General features: G+C 65.3%; 13 protein-coding genes. 4 read left to right on the top strand and 9 right to left on the bottom strand.

Annotation, left to right across the window (positions count from 1 at the left end; translation table 11 throughout):
* Window positions 1-90 precede the first annotated feature (90 nt).
* From EJO69_RS06510 to EJO69_RS06500, 3 genes are all read right to left on the bottom strand, one after another.
* Window positions 91-1233, bottom strand: coding sequence for an IS1249 family transposase (locus EJO69_RS06510; protein WP_281272833.1), 1143 nt, complete (start codon window positions 1231-1233; stop codon window positions 91-93).
* Between the two features lie 372 nt (window positions 1234-1605).
* A complete protein-coding gene (locus EJO69_RS06505) occupies window positions 1606-2949 on the bottom strand; it encodes a dihydrolipoamide acetyltransferase family protein (RefSeq protein ID WP_126040363.1) in 1344 nt (447 codons plus the stop codon).
* Between the two features lie 15 nt (window positions 2950-2964).
* Window positions 2965-5145 (bottom strand): alpha-ketoacid dehydrogenase subunit alpha/beta, encoded by a 2181-nt coding sequence (locus EJO69_RS06500; RefSeq protein ID WP_126040361.1) that lies wholly within the window; start codon window positions 5143-5145, stop codon window positions 2965-2967.
* Window positions 5146-5335: 190 nt separating this feature from the next.
* Between EJO69_RS06500 and EJO69_RS06495 the strand changes: the two genes are divergently transcribed.
* Entirely contained in the window at window positions 5336-6118 is a 783-nt protein-coding gene (locus EJO69_RS06495; RefSeq protein ID WP_211331373.1) for a GntR family transcriptional regulator, read from the top strand.
* A 34-nt stretch (window positions 6119-6152) separates the two neighbouring features.
* On the opposite strand, the gene EJO69_RS06490 is transcribed toward EJO69_RS06495, so the two are convergent.
* The 5 genes from EJO69_RS06490 to EJO69_RS06470 form a co-directional block, all read right to left on the bottom strand.
* Entirely contained in the window at window positions 6153-6926 is a 774-nt protein-coding gene (locus EJO69_RS06490; RefSeq protein WP_126040359.1) for an HAD-IA family hydrolase, read from the bottom strand.
* Window positions 6923-7789, bottom strand: a complete 867-nt coding sequence (locus EJO69_RS06485) for a class II fructose-bisphosphate aldolase (protein WP_126040358.1) — start codon at window positions 7787-7789, stop codon at window positions 6923-6925. The genes EJO69_RS06490 and EJO69_RS06485 overlap by 4 nt, the downstream gene beginning before the upstream one ends.
* A 63-nt stretch (window positions 7790-7852) precedes the next feature.
* The gene (locus EJO69_RS06480) at window positions 7853-8614 is read right to left on the bottom strand and encodes a triose-phosphate isomerase family protein (RefSeq protein WP_164519889.1); all 762 of its coding nucleotides are present in this window, start codon (window positions 8612-8614) and stop codon (window positions 7853-7855) included.
* Window positions 8614-10323, bottom strand: a complete 1710-nt coding sequence (locus EJO69_RS06475; RefSeq protein WP_126040354.1) for a dihydroxyacetone kinase family protein — start codon at window positions 10321-10323, stop codon at window positions 8614-8616. Before EJO69_RS06475 ends, EJO69_RS06480 begins: the two co-directional genes overlap by 1 nt.
* A gap of 34 nt (window positions 10324-10357) precedes the next feature.
* Window positions 10358-11758: a sn-glycerol-1-phosphate dehydrogenase gene (locus EJO69_RS06470; protein ID WP_164519888.1), complete on the bottom strand. Its 1401-nt coding sequence runs from the start codon at window positions 11756-11758 to the stop codon at window positions 10358-10360.
* Between the two features lie 232 nt (window positions 11759-11990).
* Here EJO69_RS06470 and glpK point away from each other — a divergent pair, with 232 nt between their 5' ends.
* On the top strand, window positions 11991-13481 hold the full coding sequence (gene glpK / locus EJO69_RS06465) for a glycerol kinase GlpK (protein WP_126040350.1): 1491 nt from the start codon (window positions 11991-11993) through the stop codon (window positions 13479-13481).
* 81 nt (window positions 13482-13562) lie between these two features.
* Here glpK and EJO69_RS06460 read toward each other — a convergent pair whose 3' ends face one another.
* Entirely contained in the window at window positions 13563-14831 is a 1269-nt protein-coding gene (locus EJO69_RS06460) for a RuBisCO large subunit C-terminal-like domain-containing protein (RefSeq protein WP_126040348.1), read from the bottom strand.
* Window positions 14832-15089: 258 nt separating this feature from the next.
* Between EJO69_RS06460 and EJO69_RS06455 the strand changes: the two genes are divergently transcribed.
* Both EJO69_RS06455 and EJO69_RS06450 read left to right on the top strand, forming a co-directional pair.
* Window positions 15090-15926: a transketolase gene (locus EJO69_RS06455; protein WP_126042395.1), complete on the top strand. Its 837-nt coding sequence runs from the start codon at window positions 15090-15092 to the stop codon at window positions 15924-15926.
* A gap of 8 nt (window positions 15927-15934) precedes the next feature.
* The gene (locus EJO69_RS06450; protein WP_126040346.1) at window positions 15935-16870 is read left to right on the top strand and encodes a transketolase family protein; all 936 of its coding nucleotides are present in this window, start codon (window positions 15935-15937) and stop codon (window positions 16868-16870) included.
* The last annotated feature ends 53 nt before the right edge of the window (window positions 16871-16923 follow it).

Below are 16923 nucleotides of genomic sequence, written 5' to 3'. Positions count from 1 at the left end.
GCGCGCGTGTTCGTCGTCGAACAGTCGCGCGCTGATGAAGGTGGGGGCTTATAGGACAAAATGTGTTGGTTTTGTTTGATCGGAGGGGTGTCAGTCCCAGGTTGTGATGTAGCTGGTCGAGTGGTGCAGCTCGTTCCAGACGGCTGCGGTGCCGATGCCCGGCAGGCCGATGTCCCGGGCGTGTTCGCCGCGGCTGGCCGCAGCTCGGTAGTAGGCCTGGATCTGGGTGTCGGTGGGCATGGTCCTGAGGATGCGTGCGGGACTGGCAGGGTATTCAGTGTGCATGTAGCACCACCACATGATCGCTTTGATCCGCCTGTCCAGGCTCATCCCGCGGTGATCGCGTAGCAGGGCCCGCAGTTGAGTGTTGATCCCACCCTCGATCCGGTTATTCGTCGCTGGCAGTGGCATGTGCAGGTAGGCGTCGACCGGGAAGTTGGCGGGATCGACGTAGGTGAACAAGGTCTTGGTCCGGATCAGCGTATCGAGGGCTGAGCGGGCCGTGACCAGACGCTGGTGAGTGAGTACGACCTGCCCCGTGGCGAGTCGAGTGCGCTCAGCCAGGAAGGCCTCCCATGTGGCGCGCCATTGGGTGTAAGCGGCCAGCCATGCCGCGGCCCCGGTGTTATCGCGGACGTGGAGCAGCGCTTTAGCCAGGCCGTAGAGTTCCACTCCGGCCTGAGTGCGGGGCCGGGTCGTGGTCTGGCGACGCACCTGGCTGAAAGCATGGAACGTACAGCGCTGGACCTTCGTGGTGGGCCAGTGCGCCCGGCGGGCTTTGGCAAAGCCTGATCCACCATCGGTGACCACTACCTGTGGCGGTGCGATCCGGGCCAGCAGCGCACCCCAGGCCTGGCTGTGTTCACTGCGTGCGAGGTACCAGCCCACGACATGGGTGTCGGTGGAGGCGATCAGGATCACGGCGCTGCGTCCGAGGTGGATCCCATCGACGTAGATTACCCGGTGGACCTCGTCGACCACCTCGGGGGTGGGCCACAGCTGCCAGAACCGTGCGGTGCGCCGACGGAAGGTCCGTCCCGCCCCGGGCAGGTCTCGCTGGCGCTGGCGGGAAAACAGAAAGGACAAGAACAGGGCGAAGTCTTTCGCGGAGGTGTCGATCGCCGCTACGCGACTCGTCCTGCACCCGGCACAGCGGTAGCGCTGACGTCCCGTACTGGTCTTTCCATAGCGTGTCATCGCCTGCTCGCACGGGCGGCAATAAGGAGTGTTCACCCTCCCTATCAGGCAACTTGGACCCGGCCTTTTCGGTGAGAACGCGCCGAAAAGTCGGGATCAAACCAACACGAAATGTCCTATAAGCCGGCCCCGTGAAACCAACTTCAACCCCCACTTTTCCGCGTCAAAGCAACCAAAGGTCGGGGTCAAGCCAACACGAAATGTCCACCCATCAAGTTCAGCCGCACGAACTTCAACACCGGCCTAATGGCGGCACAGCAACAAAAGATCAGGGTCAAACCAACACGAAATGTCCTATAAGCCAAGGTTTGTTTTAGGTCGTGTCGGATTGATTGCCTTCGTTAGTGATGTGTGCTTACCTCCCAAGGACAGAGGTCCCACCCCGAGTGACGGGGTGGGACCAGCTTGTCAGATCAGCAGGCCGAACGGAGCCTCCAGGAGCTCGACGATCCTGCTGAGGAACTGTGCTGCGAGGGCTCCGTCGACACTGCGATGGTCGGCGGAGATCGACAGCTCCATCATCGTCCCGACGCTGATGGCGTCGTCGACGACGATCGGCTTCTTCACTGCCGCGCCGACCGCGAGGATCGCGGACTGCGGCGGGTTGATGATCGCCTCAAAACTCTCGATACCGAACATGCCGAGATTCGAGACCGTCAGCGCACCCCCGACGAGCTCATCCTGCTTGAGACGGTTCTCGTTGCCGCGGGACGCAAGGTCCTTGATGCTGGCGGAGAGAGCCGACAGGGCGAGCTGATCGGCGTTGCGGACGACCGGGGTGATGAGGCCGCGATCCGAGGCGACCGCGACCGCGACATCGACCGTGGCGAGGCGGTACGATCCCGCATCGTCCCACACGGAGTTGACCTCGGGGAACTCAGCGAGTGCCTTGGCGGCGGCCTTGACGACGAGGTCGTTGACCGAGATCCGGACCGAGGAGCTCTCGTTGAGCTGCTTGCGCAGCGCGAGGAGATCGTCGACCTGGACCGAGCGTCGCAGGTAGAAGTGCGGTGCTTCGCGCTTCGACTGCTGGAGCCTACGGGCGATGACCTTCCTCAGCTTCGGGTGCTCGATGAACTCGGCACCCGGGTAGGCCGCCGGGTCGATCGAGGACGCCGCCGGCTCCACGGGGGCAGGTGCCGGGGCGTTCTGGGGGACCGATGCGGCAGCATCGCGCTCGGCGAGCGCCTTGTCGAAGTCGCGTCGGATGATGCGGCCGTTCACGCCTGTGCCCGTGATCGTCGACAGGTCGACGCCATGCTCTCTGGCGAGGCGGCGAACAATCGGTGTCACGAAGATCCTGCCCGTCGGGGCGGGTGCGCTCGCGGCGTCGCCCTGCTCGACAGAGTCCGGCGCGCCCGGTGCGGGGGCCGCCTTCGCAGGGGCTGCGGGCTCTGCCGGGGGAGAGGCCTCGTGCGTGGCCTCGGGAGCCGGGGCGGCAGCCTCGGCCTCAGCGGGTGCGGAGCCTCCGGTCGCGAGGGCGACGAGGCGGTCAGCCTCGGCCGGGTCCTCATCGGCATCGCGCAGCACGAGGATCGGATCACCGACGGGCACGTTCGTGCCCGTATCGACGAGAAGGCGGTGAACGACACCGTCGTCGGTGATGTCGATGTCGACAACAGCCTTATCAGTCTCGACCGTCGCGATCGGCTGGCCCTCAGAGAGCTCGTCGCCCTCCTTGATCAGCCAATCCTCGAGCAGGGCCTCTTCGGCGTCGGCCGACAGGCCGGGCATGATGAAATACTTTGCCATGGATCAGGTTCCCTTTCAGCTGTCGCGCAGAGCGACAAGTGCGTCCGCTACATCATCGACATCGGCGAGGGCTGCGGCCTCGAGCACCTTGGAGATGCTGGGCGAGGACTCGGAGCCGTGGACGCGCATGATCGGCGCGTCGAGCCAGTCGAAGAAGCGGCGCTGGATCTCGTCCGCCAGCCATCCGCCGTACGACGTGCCTTCGTTCGCCTGCTCGACGATGAGGATGCGGTTGGTCTTCTTCACGGACTCTTCGATCGTTTCCCAGTCGATGCTGGCGCGATCGAGCCAGCGCAGGTCGATGACATCCGCATCGACTCCGGTCTTCTCGACTGCCTCGATCGACTGAGCGACCATCGACAGGTAGCTGATGACGGTGACATCGTCGCCCGTCCTGCGCAGAGCGGCCTTGCCGACGGGGAGGGTGAAGTCGCGGTCCGCCGGTGCGAGTCCGACGCTGCGGTAGAGATCGGCATCGTGCTCGAGCACGGCGACCGGATCACCGAGCTTCATCGCCGCATTGAGCAGGCCGATGTAGTCATACGGCGTCGAGGGGGCGATGATGCGCCAGCCCGGGTTCGTCGCGAGAATACCGGCCGGATCCATCGAGTGCTGCGAGCCATAGCCCGTGCGGGTGCCGATCTTGATGCGCATGAGCATCGACATCGGATGCTGACCGCCGAACATATGGCGCGCCTTGCCGATCTGGTTGAAGATCTGATCGGCCGCGACCCAGATGAAGTCGGCGTACATGAGCTCGACAACAGGGTAGAGACGACCGTCGAGGGCGACGCCGCCGCCCAGGCCGGTGAAGCCGGCCTCGGAGATCGGCGTGCCGAGAACACGGCCCGGGAATGCCTCGGGCAGTCCCTTGGTGGCGCCGCGGGAGCCGCCGTTCAGCTTGTGGACGTCCTCGCCCATGATGTAGATCCGGTCGTCCTGCTCCATCCGACGGTGCATGACCGAGGCGACGGCGTCGAGGAACTTCGTCTCAACGAGCTCGGACTCGGGCACCTCGGTGATCTCGCGGGAATCCTCCGGCTTGACCGCATCGGTGTCGCCGCGCAGGCCGACGTCGAGGAACGCCGGGTCGGGCCAGAGCTCGGGGCGGATCCTCTTGGAGCCGGGCTTGCCGTCCGGGTCATCCTCGAGGACCTTGGCGACGGTGTCGGCCATGATGGCCTTCGCGCGCTTGCGGTATTCCTTGAGGCTGTCCTCGGTCGCGAGGCCGCGGCGGATCATGTGCGTCTCGATCTTGTTGATCGGATCGCGGTCCTGCCACTCCTTCTCCTCGTCCTTCGAGCGGTAGCCGAATGCCGAGCCGGGGATGGGGCCGTTCTGGTGGAAGTAGCGGTAGGTGAGCGCCTCGATGACGGTCGGGCCCTTGCCCGCACGCATGTACTCGACTGCCTCCGTCATGGCGATGTGGACGGCGACGGGATCCATGCCGTCGACGCGCCAGGAGGCGATGCCGAAGCCGGGGCCGCGGCCCGAGAGGCGGCTCTCGCCGGTGGCCTCTTCGGCGGTGGTCGAGACCGCGTACATGTTGTTCTCAATGAAGAAACAGGTGGGCAGATCCCAGGCAGCCGCCAGGTTCATCGCCTCGAGCGTCGAGCCGATGTTCGTCGCACCGTCGCCGAAGTAGGTGACCGAGACGGCGTCGGTGCCGAGCTTCTTCGATGAGAAGGCGAAGCCGGTCGCGAAGGGAACGGCACCGCCGACGATGGCGTTCGTCCCCATGGCGCCGATCTCCTTCCACTGAAGGTGCATCGAGCCTCCGCGGCCCTTGCAGTAGCCGTCCTTGAGGCCGGCGATCTCCGCCAGGGTGCGGTACAGGACGTCGTTCAGATCATCCGACAGCTCGTTGCGAAGGTCGATGCCGCCCTCTGCCACGGCGTTGAATGCCTTGGCGAGGAACTGGTGATGGCCGCGGTGCGATCCGTTGATCTGATCGTCGATGCGCAGCGGGAGGGCTGAGGCGACGGCGCCGCCCTCCTGCCCGATGCTCGAGTGAGCGGGACCATTGATGAGCTTCTGACCCGCCATGTCGAGGACGGACTCCTCGAAGGCGCGGATGAGGTGGGTCTGGCTGAGCATGTTGACAAGGTCCTGCTCGGACACCTTGTCCCAATCCGCCTGGGTGCTCTCAATCTCAACCCAGGGGACCAGGGTCGTGAGCTTGGTCGATTTCGGCATGGGTACTTCCTTCGTGGGTGTGGCTATGCACGTATTAAGCTGGTTCCAGCAGGCCTCGTCGGCGTAGACAGGGCGGGTGGATCTCTGCACGTATGCGCTGATAATCACTTACAGACGCACCATGCAGACTATACAATTGTTTACAAGTGTACACGAGGCTAGACAACATCAGTCAAGAAGGAGACTCTCGATGACACCGAAAATCCCCATGGCGGTGGCGTCGCCTGCTGAGAGTGCTGCCCCGAAGACACTGGACAGAACGTCCGCAATACCGCTCTACCAGCAGCTGGGAGAGATTCTCCGCAGCCGCATCGAGGCGGGTGAGTGGTCCCCGAACACGAAGATCCCGTCCGAACATGAGCTGAACCGAGAATACGGGCTGAGCCGCATGACGGTTCGACAGGTCCTGACGTCGCTCGTCAACGAGGGACTTCTCTTCCGTGTTCAAGGCAAGGGCACCTACGTGGCACCCGGCAAGATCTCTGCCAAGTCCCCCGCGTACACGGGTATGCGCCAGCAGCTGGAGGATGCCGGCTACAAGACGTCGACGGAGCTCGTCGACGCAAGCGTCGGGAAGGCCGACAAGCATGTCGCCAGCCATCTCGGTATCGACGCGGGCGACGAGGTCGTCACCATCACGCGTCTGCGCAGAGTGGAGGATGAGCCCGTCTCCCTTCACATCTCCAGCGTGCCGCTGGGGCTCGCGCCCTCGCTGCTCAAGGAGGACTCGGCGAGCGAACAGCTCTGTGTCATCCTCGACCGCGAGTACGGACTTGTCATGGGTCACGTTGAGGAGACTCTCGAATCGACGAGGGCCTCCCGCTGGGAGGGTGAGAAGCTCAGCATCAATCCCGGCGAGCCGCTGCTCCTCCTGCGTCAGCAGGTGAGCACACCGGAGGGGATTCCCTTCGAATACACTCGCATCCTGCTGCGCGGCGACCGGATCCGCCTGTCCTACTCCTACAAGCTGTAGGCCTGCGGGAGCCGCGGCGGATCCTGTCGGCCGCTCACTCTGACGGGATCGGAAGGCTGAGGATCTCGTCGAGGGACTCGACGGTGATCATGCCGTCCCGAAGAACGTCCGCACCCTCTCGGATCGTCGCCGGCTGGCCGGGCTCTCCAAGATTGCTGATGACGGTCGTCGCGCGGGGGAACTCTTCGTTCACGGTGAAGGTGGACAGGGTCACGAGGTAGCGCACCTGTGCCGCCGCGGCCGCCTTGGCGCCCGTGTTCGAGTCCTCGACGACAACGACGTTGTCGTGCGATGCACCGATGCCCTTCATCGCCTCGAGATAGATGTCGGGAGCAGGCTTCTTCTTCGGCACCATGTCGCCCGCCCAGACCCCGGCAAGGCGCGCGCGGGCCTCCTCGCCGATGACGGTGCGGAGCACGGCCTCGACGCTCGCAACGGCCGAGGTGGAGGCCACGGCGACCGTCCATCCCGCGTCCAGTGCTTCGTTGATGATCCGGGCGATGCCGGGGCGGCCGGGCAGCAGTCCGGCCTCGACGCGGTCGATGTAGCGCTTCGACTTCTCAGCGTGGATCTTGAGGACGAAGTCCTCGAGCGGCTCGGGCAGGGCCTCCTCGTACTCGGGGTTCTCCTTGATGAAGGCGATGAAGCGCTCCTTGCCGCCGCCGACGGCGAGCAGCTCATCGTACTTCTCCGCGCTCCATCGGAACGGCAGCCCGAAGTGCTCGAATGTCTCGTTGAATGCGACGAGGTGTCCGTCCAGCTCGGTGTCGGCCAGGACGCCGTCGCAGTCGAAGATCAGTGCCTTCATCGGTTGCCGTCCTTGCCCGCCGAGCGGAAGATCTCGGCGAACTCACGAAGCACTGCCTCCGAGGCCTTCTCAACCTCGGCGAAGAGCTTGACGGGCTCCCACTTGTCGGCCGCCTCGCATTCGCGCAGGTAGGCGAGCGCGGACTTCATGTAGGCGTGCTTGAGTGCGGTCGAGATGTTGATCTTGGAAACGCCCTGATCGATGAACTCATGGAACTGCGCGTCGGTCAGACCCGTGCCGCCGTGCAGGACGACGGGGATATCGAGCTTGTCCTTGATCTCCTTGACGCGTGCTGGGACGAGGACAGGCTCCGCCTTGTACTGGCCGTGGGCGGTGCCCAGGGCGGGTGCGAGCATGTCCGTGCCGGTCTCAGTTGCGACCTCGATGAGCTGGTCGACCGTGTAGGCGTGCGTCGCCTCGTCGGATCCGACGCCGTCTTCGACACCGAGGATGTTCTCGATCTCAGACTCGACGGTCACACCGGCGGCGTGGCACTCCTCGACGACCTCGGCGGTCTCCCGGCGCGCGGTCTCGAGATCACGGTTGGACGCATCGAACAGGACCGAGCTCCAGCCCTTCTCGACGCAGAGGGTGATGACCTCACGGTCGGGGCAGTGGTCGAGGTGGAGCGATACTCCGACACTCGCCTTGTCGGCGGCCTGGCGGACCGCCGCGTACAGAACATCGGCTCCGGCGCTCTTGACCGTCTTCACCGAGGTCTGGAGGATGACGGGGGAGCCGACTTCATCGGCGGCTCGTACGATGGCGCCGATGGTCAGCGGGTCGACGATGTTGATCGCCGGCACCGCGTAGCCGTGCTTCTCCGCCTCTCTGACGAGCTCGAGTGTGTTGACGTAGGGCATGGTTTTCTCCTTCGACTGGATGAGTTGACTGTGGGCTGCGGACGAACCGCAGCCCACAGATGTTCAGTGTCGTGCGCGTTCGACTTCGTCGACACTGGCGAGGAATGCGTGCGGGTCCAGACCTGCTCTGCCGAGGAACACGCCGTCGGGCACGCCCATCGGATCCTCCGTGCCGGCGGCGACGATGTCGGTGTAGGTGCCCGACTTCGCGCTGCCGCCGTAGACGATCCGGGACTCGCCCGGGCGGTTCGACAGCAGGTCGCGGACTGTGGCGACCGAGGCGACGATGTGCTCCGGCGGAGCCGCATCGGCAGCACCGATTGCCCAGGCGGGCTCGTAGGCGATCATGAGATCGGCCTCCGGGGCCACCGCTCCGAGGATGTAGTCGAGCTGCTCGGAGCAGACCGCCCGCACATCGTCATCTCGATTCGGTTCGCCGGCGATGATGATGGGAACGATCCCGTTCTCGGAGGCACGGGCCGCCTTCTCGGCGACCGTCTCCCAGGTCTCCCCATAATCACGCCTGCGCTCGGGGTGACCGAGCATGACGTACCGGCAGCCGAGCTCGGCCAGGACCTCGGCCGTGACATCACCGGTGTGCGGGCCTGGCCCGAACCGGGAGAGGTCCTGAACTCCGACATCCATACCGGTGCCCGCGAGCCACGAGGTCATGAGCGGGAGGACCGGGTGTGGGACACAGATGTAGTGCCCCTCGCCCCGACCGTCGGAGAGCGCCTCTCCAACGACCTCCGCCCAACGCCTCGCGTCTGCAACGGACTGGTAGGCCTTCGAGCTGAAGCCCGCAAGATTCCTCGGAAGGGACACTAGAGATCCTCTCCGATCGTCGCGAGGACGTATGCGAGCGAGACTGCGCCGGGATCGGCGTGGCCGACCGACTTCTCCGCCAGTGGGCGTGCGCGCCCGATCCTCGGTGACAGATCAGCCGTCTGCTGCGCTGCGCCGGCGGCGACAGTGGCCGCCTTGTTCCAGCTCTCGGCGAGGTTGCCCTGTCCGACGTAGTCCTTGAGAGCGCGGGTGAACGGAAGAAGCGCATCGAGCATCGTCTTGTCGCCCTCCTCCGCGGCACCGACCTGCTGGAGCGTCGTGGTCACCTCGTCGACGATCTCCGCGACCTTCTCGGCCGAAGGCACGTCGGCGTCGCCGACGCCCTGGCCGGCTGCGCCGAGGATGACTCCCCAGAGAGCTCCGGAGGTGCCGCCCGCAGTCGCGGACCAGGCCTCGCCGGCGCCCGCCAGAAGCGTGCCCGCACCGGCGCCCTCATTGAGGAGCTTCCGAGCAGCCGATGCTGCGTTCTCCGAGCCGCGCTGCATGCCCGTTCCGTGGTCGCCGTCGCCGGCGTACGAGTCGAGCTTTCCGAGCTCGGACATCTTCTCGCGCAGCATTGCCGCCACCTTGTCGAGCGTGTCAGCCATCTTCGCGGCGAGAGCGCGCGATTCCTCGGACCCCTCCTCGGTGACGGCGATGCGGGTCGGATCCTGCGAGAGCGTGTGGATATCGTCGCGCAGATCGCCCGCGTCGACGGTGCCGCGGCGGATCGTCGGGGTGTCGACCGGATCGTTCCAGAGCTCAACCAGCTCGTCGTCCGGCCAGTGAAGGGTGAGCGAGACGCCCGACATATCGAGCGAGGTGGCGAACTCGCCGACTTCGCCGTCGACGATCTCGAGGCCCGCCTCTTCGAGAAGCCTGTGGATCGCACGGAAGGTCACGAACATCTCTTCGTACTTCGCGGTGCCCAGGCCGTTGAGGAGTGCGATGACGCGGTTGTCCGCGCCCTCGGGACGCTCCTCGAGGAGGCGCTCGACGAGCACCTTCGCGACCTCATCGGCCGTGCCGAAGTCGACCTCAGCGATGCCGGGCTCGCCGTGGACGCCCAGGCCGATCGCCATCTTGCCCTCGGGAACGGTGAACAGCGGCTCCGAGTCGCCGGGGAGCGTGCAACCGGAGAATGCGACGCCGAGGGTGCGTGTGCGGTCATTGGCCTTGTGGAAGACCCTCTCGACCTCGTCGAGGTTCATGCCGCGCTCGGCGGCTGCGCCGGTTGCCTTGAAGACGGGAACCCAGCCCGCGATACCGCGGCGCTTCTCCTTCTCCTCCGGGCCGGCGGAGGCGATGTCGTCGGTGGTGACGACGGCGCGAGCCGGGATGCCCTGGGCGCTCAGCTGGGCCGCGGCATCTCCGAAGTGGAGGACGTCGCCCGCGTAGTTGCCGAAGGCGATGAGGACGCCGCCGCCGCGCTCAGCGGCCTTCGCGACGGACACAGCCTGGGCTGCCGAGGGGGAGGAGAAGATGTTGCCCATGACGACACCGTCGGCCATGCCGTGACCCACCCAGCCGGCGAAGGCGGGGTAGTGGCCGGTGCCGCCGCCGATGACGAGGGCAACCTTGCCCTCCGGCGTCTTCGTCGCGCGCACGGCGCCGCCGTACAGGCCGCGGACGTGCCTCTTGTTCGCGAGGAGGAAGCCCTCGGCGGACTCAACGGGGAAGTTGTCTGGATTGTTCAGAAGTCGTGTCATTGGTTTCCAATTCTCTTCATCGAGGTGGGTGGAATCAGTTGATTGAGCGGGATTCGGCTGGCCATTCCTGCCAGATCCCGCCGGGTCCGAACATCGTGTCGACGATGCCGGGCAGGATGCCCGTCTCCTCCGCGAGATCGACGCTGGTGTAGCGATCCCGGGTCGAGCGCAGACGCAGATAATCGACTCTGATCCGGTCTCGATCGAGACCGACCTGCTGCGGATGATGATGAGCCCCTGCCTTGACGAGGCTATCGCGAATCTCATCCGCAGGCTTCATGAGCCGGCGAAGCTCCGTGCGGAGCATCGGCCATGCAGCCACGGCTGCCCGGAGGCGCCGCTCGAGCTCATGAAGGTCTGGGTGCTTCTTGGGAAGCTGAGAGTCGGCGACGCTTCGCATCGCGTCGGTGCTGTGCAGTGCGTTCACGAGCGTCAGGGCCTCGTTGACCGAGGGCCACTGGGAGAGGCGCGCGGTGATATCGGTCGCGGCGAGATCGAGCTCGAGGAGCTCGTCGTAGAGTGCCGCGACGAGCACAGAACCGATTCCGACCTTGGCGCCGTGGGAGAGCGGTGGGTCGAAGTCGAGCCCGACATGGTCCATTTCCCACATGTGACTGAACATATGCTCAGCACCGGAGCCGGGGCGCGACGAGTTGTAGGCCTGGATCGACAGCCCGGACATGAGGAGTCCGACCGTGAGCGAGGGCAGCGCAGATTCGCTGCGCGCTCCGACCCCGGCAGGATCGGACAGCGCGTCGAGTGCTGACCTCTCGGCGAGCTCCCACACCCAGGGATCGACGGACTCAACGCCGACAGTGTCGGCGATCCGCCAATCCGCGAGGGCAGAGATCTTTCCGATCATGTCCCCGAAGCCCGACGCCCACATGATCTGCGGGGCGGTCTTGAGGATGTCGAGATCCATGATCACGCCGTACGGCGCGGGACAGGCCATGTTCTGCTTGAAGCCGTCCTTTGAGATGGAGGCGCCTGCAGCTGTGTAGCCGTCCATCGACGGTGCAGAGCCGACGACCCAGTAGGGGGTCTCCAGCTCGGCGGCCGCCAGCTTGACGGCGTCGTTGATCGTGCCCGAGCCGATTGCGATCGGCAGGGCACCGGGTGTCTCGGCCAGTGCGTCGCGGACGCGGTGGACGAGCTCGATGTTGGCGTACGGCCTGGGCCGTGCCGGCAGGACGATGCGGTTCGCCTGATCGAGTGACGAGAGGCTGTGGTCGACGCGGTCTCCCGCTGCGGCCCATGTCGTCTCGTCGGCGATGCAGACAACCTGACGATTGCCGTGGTGATCGCGGATGAGCTGGCCGATGTTCAGGGCAGTGTCGTACCCAAAGCTGACGACTCGAGTCGTCGGTGTGCGCTCGAGAACCGTGTTGAGGAGCTCTGTCCCCTGGGCGATCTCGTTCGCGGTATCGGCTGTCATCGTCGCGTTTCTCCTGATCTCCTGGGAGTTCGTTCTCCCGTGGAACATTGCCGCGCACAGAGGCGCAACCATGGTGTATCGTCCGGACTAGACATTTGGTCGGGACATGACAGGACTATACAAGTACAATCAAGATTGTGCAATATGGTCCTTGTGTCCCACGGCACAGGCGCTCATTCTATCCAACTAGGGATGGGCGTGAATATCAGAACTCAAAGACGAGGGAAAATATATGTCGAAGCATATTCTGGCGATTGACAGTGGCACGACGAGCGTCCGCACGCTCCTCCTGAACGACCGGTTCGGCATTGTCGACATCGCCCAGAAGGAGATCACGCAGCACTACCCGCAGTCAGGGTGGATCGAGCACGATCCAGAAGAGATCATCGCCGCCCAGCTCGAGACCATGAGGGCGGTCCTGCGCAACAACGGAGTGCACCCGTCGGATCTCCACACCGTGTCGCTCACCAACCAGCGCGAAACCGGCCTCGTGTGGGACCGCGAGACCGGCGAACCCATCTACAATGCGATCGTGTGGGCCTCGCGCCAGTCCAACTCCGTCATCGAGAAGTGGCGCGAGCAGGGCCTGGATCCCATCATCCGCGAGAAGACGGGCCTGATCTCGGACGCGTACTACACCGCGTCGAAGATCGCCTGGATCCTCGACCACATCTCGGGTGCGCGCGAGCGCGCCGAGCGCGGCGAGCTCATGGCCGGCACGATCGACTCGTGGCTGATCTGGAACTTCACGGGCCGCAAGCGCCACGTCACGGATGTCTCGAACGCCGCTCGCACGCAGATGTTCAACATCCACACGGGCGACTGGGATGACGAGCTGCTCGCCGCCTATGGCATCCCGCGGAAGATCCTTGCCGAGATCCAGCCGTCCGACGGCGACTTCGGCGACCTGTCGGCCACCTTCGGCAGTAACATCCCGATCGGCTCGGTCATCGGCGATCAGCAGGCGAGCCTCTTCGGGCAGGCCTGCTTCACGCAGGGCCAGACGAAGATGACCTACGGAACGGCCGGCGTGCTCGTGCAGAACGCAGGTCACACGCCCAAGCTCGTCGATGGCGTCACCGCGTCGACGGCGTGGAAGGTGCGCGGGGAGACGGCCTACGACATCGAGGGCGTCGTCTTCTCGATGGGCAAGACCATGCAGTGGCTCCGCGACGATCTCAAAATCATCCACCACGCCACCGACTCCGAGTGGTACGGCGGCCAGGTCGCCTCGACACAGGGTGTCTACCTCGTCCCGGCATTCACCGGCCTTGCGGCCCCTCACTGGGATCCCTACGCCCGGGCCAACATCGTCGGCATGTCGAACGCGACCACGCGCCTCCACATCATCCGCGCGGCGGTCGAGTCGATGGCCTTCCAGACCCGCGATCTTGTCGACGCGACGAAGGCGGATAAGGACATCAAGATTCCGGAGCTCCGCGTCGATGGCGGCGCCGTCACCAACAACATGCTCTGCCAGCTCCAGGCCGATGTCCTCGGCATTCCTGTTCTGCGGCCGCGCGACACCGAGGCAACCGCCCTCGGCGCCGCATGGATCGCGGGCATGGCGACCGGCCTTCTCGACGGCTTCGACGAGGTCGAGAGCCTGTGGCAGGTCGATCGGGTGTTCGAGCCGCAGATCTCTGAGGAGCAGCGCGAAGAGATGTATGACGGTTGGAAGCGTGCGCTCGCCTGCTCGAAGGATTGGGCGCGCCACGGCTGAGGCAGGCACCTCAGCCTGACGACACTGGGAAGTGAATGAGAATGGGCCGGTCGGCAGACCGGCCCATTCCTCGTCATCAGATCACTCGCCCGTGCCGAAGGCCTCGAGAGCCCGCCTCAGCTCCTCGTGCTCGGCGGCTGCATCGGCGACCGGGCGGCCCGCGACGACTGCGTCGATGGCCTGTCGCATGGCTACGGCGCCGGCGCGCGAACCATCCGGGTGGCCGTGGACGCCCCCGCCGGGGGAGAGTGCGATATCGAAGCCGAGGTCCCCGACGTAGCGCTCGACCATCCCGGGGTGCACGCCGCCGCCGATGAGGGGGAGCGTCTGCCTCAGGCCGGGGACCGGCGCGCGGAGCGCGCTCACCGTCTGGCGGTACGTGTGCTCCGAGAGCGGGTATCCGCCCCACGGGGTGAGGATCATTGCCATATCCGCTCCGGCGACGCGCGGGAGCTGGCCGGTTGCGATGGCGCCGACCATGCCCGACGCGGGGCTCTCGATGAAGGGGCCGGAGCCGGCGAAGTGGCCAAGGATCGGAACATCGACGGCATCGCGGATCATCTGGACAGCACCGTAACCGGTGGCGGCGTAGTTGATCATGAGGGCGGTCGCGCCCTCCTCAACGCATGCCGTCGCGTCGGCCAGCATTCGGTCGGGACGACCCGTGATGTTGACGGCGTAGGGCACCCGCCGGCCGGTCTCCTCGAAGACACGGTCCGCCTCGACCCGGAATGCACGCACCCGCTCGACCGGTGTCGAATTGGTGGTGTGTGTGAGGACCTCGTCGTCCTTGATGATGTCGGCCCCGCCGAGCGCCGTCTCGCGGAAAACCTCCGCCGAGGCCTCGATCGTCATGCCGATGCAGGGCTTGATCATGCTGAGCAGGAGCGGCCGCTCCGCCACGCCGGTCATCTCCCTCATGCCGCTCAGGCCGAACTTCGGGCCGCCGGCGGTCTCGTGGAAGGATGTCGGCAGCTGAAGCTCAACGAGCTTGGCGAGAACCGATGTCGAGGCGTCGTTGCCGAGGACCGTCGTCAGCAGGGTGGGGATGTCGCCGCCCACGTTCGCTGCGGGAACGCCGATCGTCATGAGGGCGTAGTCGGGCCGGGTGCCGTCCGGCTGGGCGACGTCGACGGCGGGGATCTCGACGACGCGGATGACGCGGCCTTCGTGCTCCCTCCTCATCCGCTCGGTCACCCCGGGGACGTCGACCCAGGTTCCGGTCGTCTGGCCGACGGCCAGCTTCTTCGCGGCAGCGGCGGCCGTGCCTCCCTCGGGTGCCTGCATCACGTAGGTGGCGTGGATCAGCTCGATGGGATCCTCGCGCTGGAACCAGACATCGTTGTCCATCAATCGTCCTCTCTTGAGCCGCGCATCGGGCAACTCGTATGTTCATGTATAGATCATTGGTGTCAGCGTAGCGCACGAGGGTGAACGATGAGACCCCAGTCGCACATGCGCCGATCGGGGGTTGGGCGGGAGCCCGCGGCCGATTGCACCCCTACTCTCCTTACTTGTACGGTCTTGTATTGACTGGAATAGACAAGCCTGCTTGAATGGGACGAGGCCGCTCACCGTCGAGCGGGGAAACGGAGAAAGTCTGTGGAGATGATCGAGGAGTCGACCCGGATCGGCTCACGGGAGCTCGCCGTGCGAGCTCGCCTCAACGTCCTGAGAATGCTGGAGGCCACCCCGGCCGGCCACGTGGGCGGCGCTATGAGCTGCATTGACGCCGTCGCGGTCCTTTACGATGCGATCCTCAATGTGGACCCGGAGAGGCTCGACGATCCTGATCGAGATCGTTTCCTCCTGTCTGCAGGGCACAAGGCTCTCGCGCAGTACGCGGTCCTGGCCGAATGCGGGTTCTTCGAGAAGGATCTGCTCGATACCTACGGCAGAGAGAACACGGCACTCGGCGGCCACCCCGACATGCACAAGCTGCCGGGCATCGAGGGCAATACGGGTGCGCTCGGCCACGGGCTCGCATTGGGAAGCGGGATGGCCTTGGGGCTGAGGCGCCGGGCAAGCTCCGCCAAGGTCTACGTCCTCCTCGGCGACGGCGAGCTTGCGGAGGGCTCCAACTGGGAGGCCGCCGCCATTGCCGCGCACTACGGGATCGACACGCTGACGGCCCTCGTCGACGTCAACGGCATGCAGATCAGCGGGACGACCGCCGAGGTCATGGACATGGAGAACATCGCCGCGAAGTTTGACGCCTTCGGATGGCGCACTGTCGAGGTGGATGGTCAGGATCACGCCGCTCTCTACGACGCGCTCGTCAATGTTCCGAGCGGCGGCGTGCCGACCGCGATCATCATGCGCACGATCAAGGGCGCCGGTATCCCGGCAATCGAGGGCACCGTCGGCTCCCATTATTGGAAGCCGAGCCGCGACGAGCTCGACGCGGCGATCGCGGTGCTGTCCGACCAGCTGACCGAGCGATAGGAGAGGCAATGGAGCAGCAGACAGTAGACCCCAGAAAGACGTTCGGGGCTACCATTTCCGCCCTGGCGGAGACGATGCCCGACGTTGTCGTCCTCTCGACGGACTCGGGCAAGAGCTCGGGCTTCGGAGAGTTCGCGGCGGCCAACCCAGACCGCTACTTCGAGGTCGGCATCGCCGAGCAGGCGGCGACAGGCATCGCAGCCGGTCTCGCCACGACGGGGGCGATTCCCGTTCTCTGCGCGATCGCGCCCTTCGTCACCTCCCGCAACTTCGAGTTCTTCCGGAACGACGTCGGCTATATGGCTCAGAACGTGAAGATCGTCGGACGCAACGGCGGCTTCACCTATTCGGAGCTTGGGTCGACCCACCACTCGCTCGAGGACTACGCTCTCATCGGTTCGATACCGGGCGTTACGATCCTCGCTCCGGGCGACGCGGGGGAGATGCGGGCGGCGTGCAGGGCGATGCTCGAGCATGATGGACCGGTCTACATGAGGATCGGCGCCGGCCCCATTCCCGACGGCGAGGAGCGCGAGTTCACGATCGGCAAGGGTCACTACGAGACCCGGGGTGACGACGTCACGGTCATCACGACCGGCTATACGTCCGTTGCCGTGCGGGAGGCCGTTGCTGAGCTGCGTGCGGGCGGGCTCGGCGTGGAACTGATCTCGATGCCGACCGTCACCCCGATCGACGCAGAGATCATCCTCGAGTCGGTGCAAAAGACGGGGATGGTCGTCACGGTCGAGGAGCACTACGAGTTCGGCGGGCTCGGCAGTCGCGTCGCAGATGTGGTCAGCGCCGCTGGAATAGGGCGGCTGCACAAGATCGCGGTTGACCAGAAGAATCAGCCGTCGAGCACCTACGACGATCTTCTGCAACGTAATGGTCTTGACGCGCGAGGGATCGCCGATAGCATCATGAGATTTGCGCAAACGCGCTAATCTGGAGGGATACCATACGCTGCCCACAAAGCAGAACCCGAGAAGACCAGCCC

Origin of the sequence: Flaviflexus salsibiostraticola (assembly GCF_003952265.1) — a bacterium.
In the GTDB taxonomy this organism is placed as follows: domain Bacteria; phylum Actinomycetota; class Actinomycetes; order Actinomycetales; family Actinomycetaceae; genus Flaviflexus; species Flaviflexus salsibiostraticola.
This window is presented reverse-complemented; position numbering and strand designations above follow the sequence as displayed.

Bases quoted from the DNA above. Each gene is read 5' to 3' on its own strand.
- EJO69_RS06505 (WP_126040363.1), bottom strand. From the start codon at position 2,949: ATGGCAAAGTATTTCATCATGCCCGGCCTGTCGGCCGACGCCGAAGAG.
- EJO69_RS06450 (WP_126040346.1), top strand. From the start codon at position 15,935: ATGGAGCAGCAGACAGTAGACCCCAGAAAGACGTTCGGGGCTACCATT.
- EJO69_RS06500 (WP_126040361.1), bottom strand. From the start codon at position 5,145: ATGCCGAAATCGACCAAGCTCACGACCCTGGTCCCCTGGGTTGAGATT.
- EJO69_RS06495 (WP_211331373.1), top strand. From the start codon at position 5,336: ATGACACCGAAAATCCCCATGGCGGTGGCGTCGCCTGCTGAGAGTGCT.
- glpK (WP_126040350.1), top strand. From the start codon at position 11,991: ATGTCGAAGCATATTCTGGCGATTGACAGTGGCACGACGAGCGTCCGC.
- EJO69_RS06475 (WP_126040354.1), bottom strand. From the start codon at position 10,323: ATGACACGACTTCTGAACAATCCAGACAACTTCCCCGTTGAGTCCGCC.
- EJO69_RS06490 (WP_126040359.1), bottom strand. From the start codon at position 6,926: ATGAAGGCACTGATCTTCGACTGCGACGGCGTCCTGGCCGACACCGAG.
- EJO69_RS06460 (WP_126040348.1), bottom strand. From the start codon at position 14,831: ATGGACAACGATGTCTGGTTCCAGCGCGAGGATCCCATCGAGCTGATC.
- EJO69_RS06485 (WP_126040358.1), bottom strand. From the start codon at position 7,789: ATGCCCTACGTCAACACACTCGAGCTCGTCAGAGAGGCGGAGAAGCAC.
- EJO69_RS06455 (WP_126042395.1), top strand. From the start codon at position 15,090: ATGATCGAGGAGTCGACCCGGATCGGCTCACGGGAGCTCGCCGTGCGA.
- EJO69_RS06470 (WP_164519888.1), bottom strand. From the start codon at position 11,758: ATGACAGCCGATACCGCGAACGAGATCGCCCAGGGGACAGAGCTCCTC.